Origin of the sequence: Frankia sp. Hr75.2, assembly GCF_949319125.1 — a bacterium.
Taxonomy (GTDB): Bacteria; Actinomycetota; Actinomycetes; order Frankiales; family Frankiaceae; genus Parafrankia; species Parafrankia soli.
In genome coordinates, this window is the sequence record NZ_CASGGV010000089.1 from 1 (window position 1) to 4,789 (window position 4,789).

At 66.5% G+C, this 4,789-nt stretch carries 2 protein-coding genes and 1 pseudogene; 2 read left to right on the forward strand and 1 reads right to left on the reverse strand.

Translation table 11 applies throughout. From position 1 onward, the window contains the following. The first annotated feature begins 87 nt into the window (after positions 1-87). Positions 88-696: a class I SAM-dependent methyltransferase gene (locus AC559T_RS08720; protein ID WP_498868385.1), complete on the forward strand. Its 609-nt coding sequence runs from the start codon at positions 88-90 to the stop codon at positions 694-696. Positions 697-1,727: 1,031 nt separating this feature from the next. Then, complete coding sequence (locus AC559T_RS08725; protein WP_498868384.1) at positions 1,728-3,254, forward strand: MFS transporter; 1,527 nt, start codon at positions 1,728-1,730, stop codon at positions 3,252-3,254. 560 nt (positions 3,255-3,814) lie between these two features. Here AC559T_RS08725 and AC559T_RS08730 read toward each other — a convergent pair. Beyond that, positions 3,815-4,620, reverse strand: a pseudogene (locus tag AC559T_RS08730) (IS5 family transposase). Positions 4,621-4,789: the final 169 nt, after the last annotated feature.

Consider the following 4,789-nt stretch of genomic DNA (forward strand, 5'->3'; position numbering starts at 1 on the left):
CCGGCCTGACACAACAGAGCCGGACAGGTTATTCCGACCGCCGTGGAGCTGACCTGCGTCGATATCAAAGAGAACCAAGGAGAAGTGATGGGCTTCTACGACGACCAGATCCTGCCCCGGTTCATCGACCTTGCCCTCGGGAGGCCGATGGAGCCCACCCGGGCCCGCGTCACCACCGGCCTGTCCGGCGAGGTCCTGGAGATCGGGTTCGGTTCCGGGCGTAACCTGCCCCACCTTCCACCTGAAGTCACCCGGCTCCTGGCTGTGGAACCCGCAGCCGTCGGCCGCAGGCTGGCGGCCCGCCGCATCGCCGCCGCCCCCATCCCGGTCGAGTTCGTCGGCGACGACAGCCAGAGGCTACCCGTCCCGGACGCATCGGTGGACCACGTGCTGGTCACGTGGACCCTGTGCACCATCCCGGACGTCGACCGGGCGCTGCGTGAGGCGCGCCGGGTGTTGCGACCCGGCGGCACGGTGCACTTCGTCGAGCATGGCCGTTCACCCAACCACCGTGTCGCCCAGCGGCAAGAGCGCCTCACGCCCCTATGGGGAAAGGTGTTCGGCGGCTGCCACCTCAACCGGCCTGTCGATAATTTGATCGAAAACGCCGGGTTCACGCTCGACACCGTCCAGACGTACCGGATGGGCGGGCCGGAGCTCTTCAGCTTCGCCTACGAGGGCATCGCGTCGAAGTAAGACTGACCTATAGGGCGACGGAAATCAGTCTGGGGCTGTCCTGGAATTAATGTGACGGCGCGGCTGCTGGCATGGGAGGACAGCAGGACGTTCGAGGGCTTGAGCGTAGTAGCCGATGCCGGCCTGGTGGATAACGGTGAGGCCCCTGCCGCGCCGGTCGCTGGCGTGTCCAGGTAGGCTCCCGGCGCGGGGCCGTAGCCGCCGATCGCGTTGCCTCGACGGCCTGTCGTGCGAACTCGCGTCGCTGCCGCGCTGGAGAAGGCGGTCGGTGACCGGCGGTTCACCACGGATGTGGCGCGGAGCTGTTCGCGCTGGTCGCCAACCGTGCGAAGCTGCCCGCGGCCAAATGGGTCTGCGAAGACGTGGGCATCCCCGATGGTGATGGTGACTCACCGGTCGGGGTTCCGCCGCTACGGCAAGTCCATGGACCACCGCGACGACCTGCCCCAGGGTGTGATCGGCTTGGTCGTCCCCCGGACAACTTGCGCGTGAAGGAAGTCCGCGTCGACGGGGCAGACGGCACCGGGGTGCCGTGTTCTGGGGAGCCAGGGTATGTAAGGCGGCCCTGACCGGTCGAGCCTTAGACGGCGTGAGCAGGTTCGGTGAACACGGCCGATAAGCAGCGTCTGTGAGCCAACGCCGCGCGCAGGATTCTCAAGGGTGGCGACTTGCATTTCCCTGACAAGCGTGCGCACTGTCGGCCGATGCTTCACCGTGCTCATACCCGGTCCGAAAAAGCAAGCGGCACCCCGAACTTAGCCGATATCCGTTGCCCACGGGTCTGGCCGGCTCGTCAAGCGCGACAACCATCACACGGAAGATGTAGAGCGCCTAACCCCGGGTGATTCATTTTCGCTGCTAGGGTTCACTCTCGACCCGCACCCGACCGGACGGCTTCTCGAACCCGGACCTCGGATCGCACGGCACCTTCTTCATCTCGCCGGAAGCCGCCGATCTGGAACAAGAAGTCTACCCCTGCACCTGTTTTATGGCCGGGGCAATTTTGCCAGCGCACCTTCTGGAGTACCTGTATGTCTGCTGACAGCGCGACCGCCACCCCCGTGCGACCGGGCACCCCCGCGGCCCCGCCCACGAGCCATCACCTCGGCCTGGCTCTGTTCGTGATCGCCGCAGCACAGCTGGTGGTGGTCCTCGACGCCACGATCACCAACATCGCTCTACCCAGCATCCAGACCGATCTCGACGTGTCCGACGCGAACCTGGCCTGGATCGTCAACTCCTACGCGCTGGCCTTCGGTGGGCTGCTACTGCTCGGCGGACGCACCGGCGATCTCTTCGGCCGGCGACGAATGTTCCAGACCGGCATCGGGATCTTTACGCTGGCCTCACTGCTGGGAGGACTGGCCCCTAACGAGGCCCTGTTGATCAGCGCCCGCGTCCTGCAAGGCATCGGCGCCGCGCTCGCTGCCCCCAACGCGCTGGCCCTGATCACTACGACATTTCCACCCGGCAAGCCCCGTAATACGGCTATGGGTGTGTACGCCGCGATGGGAGGTGTCGGCGCCACAGTCGGTCTGCTGTTGGGCGGCACACTCACCGACGTCCTGAGCTGGCGATGGGTCTTCTTCATCAACGTCCCCATCGGCCTGGTCGTCCTCGCCGGAACCCGAAGCCTCGTCGAGGCCGAACGCGACCCGGGCCGCGTCGATGTCCCCGGCGCTGTCACGGGAACGGGCGGCCTGATCGCACTGGTCTACGGCATCACCCACGGCGGCGCGCACGGCTGGAGCGACAGCGCCACCCTGACCGCCTTCGCCGTGGCGGCCGTGCTACTGGTGACGTTCCTTCTCATCCAGGCCCGGACCGCCCACCCGATGATGCCGCTACGGCTGTTCCAGGACCGCAACCGGTCTGGTTCCTACGCCACGATGCTGCTCATCGGTGCCGGCATGTTCGCGACCTTCTACTTCCTGACGCTGTACATGCAGCTCATCCTCGGCTACAGCCCCGTCCGGACCGGCTTCGCCTACCTGCCCTTCAGCTTCGGCATCGCCATCGCCGCCGGTGTCAGCTCCAAACTGGTCACCCACGTCGCCCCCCGCGTGATCGCCGGACCGGGCCTGCTCGCGGCGGCCGCGGGCATGCTCTGGTTCGCCGCCCTCGATCCGGACTCCCCGTACGCCGGACACCTGATGCCGGCGATGTTCCTCACCGGGCTCGGCCTCGGCCTGAGCTTCGTCCCCATGACACTCGGCGCAGTCAGCGACGTTGCACACGAGGACTCCGGGATCGCCTCAGCACTCCTGAACACCGCCCAGCAGATCGGCGGAGCCCTCGGCCTCGCGGTCCTGTCGACCATCGCCACCTCCACGGCTGACAACAAGCTTTCTGAAGCCGCCGGAGCCCTCTACCAAGGCCTGGCCACGAACGACATCAACCTGATCGCGAGAGCACAGGACGCACTGACCCACGGCTACGCCATGGCCTTCGCTGCCGCCGCCGCGATGTTCCTCGCCGGTCTGATCGTCACCGCCACCGCCATCAACGCGGCCAGGCAACACCACACCGAGGATGCGCCTCCCGCACACATCGGCTGACCTGGCTGGCGGAGTGAAGTCCCACACGCTGGCCCCGCCAATCGCCACCGATGATCTCGTAACAGGCGAGTGGCACCCGGTGACGAGAACGCATGCCGAACGCGCTTCCCGACGGCGTGACGGCCGCGCTGCCCCGCCGATCTGTCTGTCGTCACCGCGCCCCATCAGAGCAGAGCGGCGATCGCGCCCGGTACTGTTGCGTCCCAGGAAAACGCGGCATGCCGGGTCGGGGCATTCCCTGCGGACGGTGCCGACCCAGCGTTCCACGATCGCGTTCGCCTGCGGTGACTGTGGTGGTGCGCGCACCACGTCGCCACTGATTTCAATCCCCCGCCCCTTATAGTGCGCCCAGCCTGTCGAAACTAGTCTCGATTTTCCTGTCCGTGGACTCACGCGCCATCCGATCAGAGTTATCCAGCCTCTTCCTCTGTAAATACCAAGCCATAAATTTACCTCTTGCCAAACATTTCAGATAAACTGATATAACCTCGTTAGGGTGATGTCGCCGACATGTTAGCTCGATAGTCTGGTGCCGCAGTAGTCGGGGTTTAGAGCTTGTCTCACGTGGCCAGTTTCTTCCAGCAGGTCAGCGTCGCTGCCAGGGCGAGGAATCCGAGGAAGTTGTGGCCGTTGCGTTCGTAGCGGATAGTGAAGCGGCGGTAGCCGCCGAGTCAGGCGATCGTCCTTTCGACCTTCCACCGGTGGCGGCCGAGCTTCTCGCTGGACTCGATGCCCTTGCGGGCGATCCGGGGCACGATGCCGCGGTCGCGCAGGAATCGGCGCAGGTCGTCGCTGTCGTAGGCCTTGTCGGCGCGCAGCTTGACGGGCCTGCGGCGCCGCGGCCCGCGCCGGGAACGGACCGCGGGGATCCCGGTGACCAGTGGGATCAGGGCGTGGCCGTCATGCAGGTTGGCACCGGAGACGCCGACGACCAGCGGGAGACCGGCGGCGTCGGTGAGCACGTGCAGTTTCGAGCCGGCCTTGCCGCGGTCGACCGGGCTCGGACCGGTCAGCGAGCCCCGCTCGCTCGCACGCTCGCGGAGTCCACGATCGCCGAGGTCCAGTCCACGTTCCCTGCGTCGCCGTGGCGGTCGAGCACCGCCCGGTGCAGCCGGGGCCATAACCCCGCCCGGGTCCAGACCTGGAACCGGCGGTGCGCCGTCGGCGCCGACACCCCGAACGACGGTGGTAGATGCCGCCACGCACAGCCCGACGTCAGCACGTACACGACCGCGGTGAACACCGCCCGCTCGTCCACCGGAGCCGTGCCCCCGCCCTGTGGGCGCGGTGCGAAGGAGGGCAACAGAGGTTCCACGAGCTCCCAGAGCTCGTCCGGCACCAGCCGCAGGGCAAGGCGGTCGCTCACATCTCAAATCATGCAAGAAGATCCACTACATCCACGTGAGACACGCTCTTAGCTTGCCGCACGCATCTGCCGATTGGTCTACGGCACCGTATGTCGGGGTTGGACGATTCCGCTGCAGGCTTAGCCCCCTACGTGGCTGGCTTCTCGGCCGGGACGTGCCGAGATATGC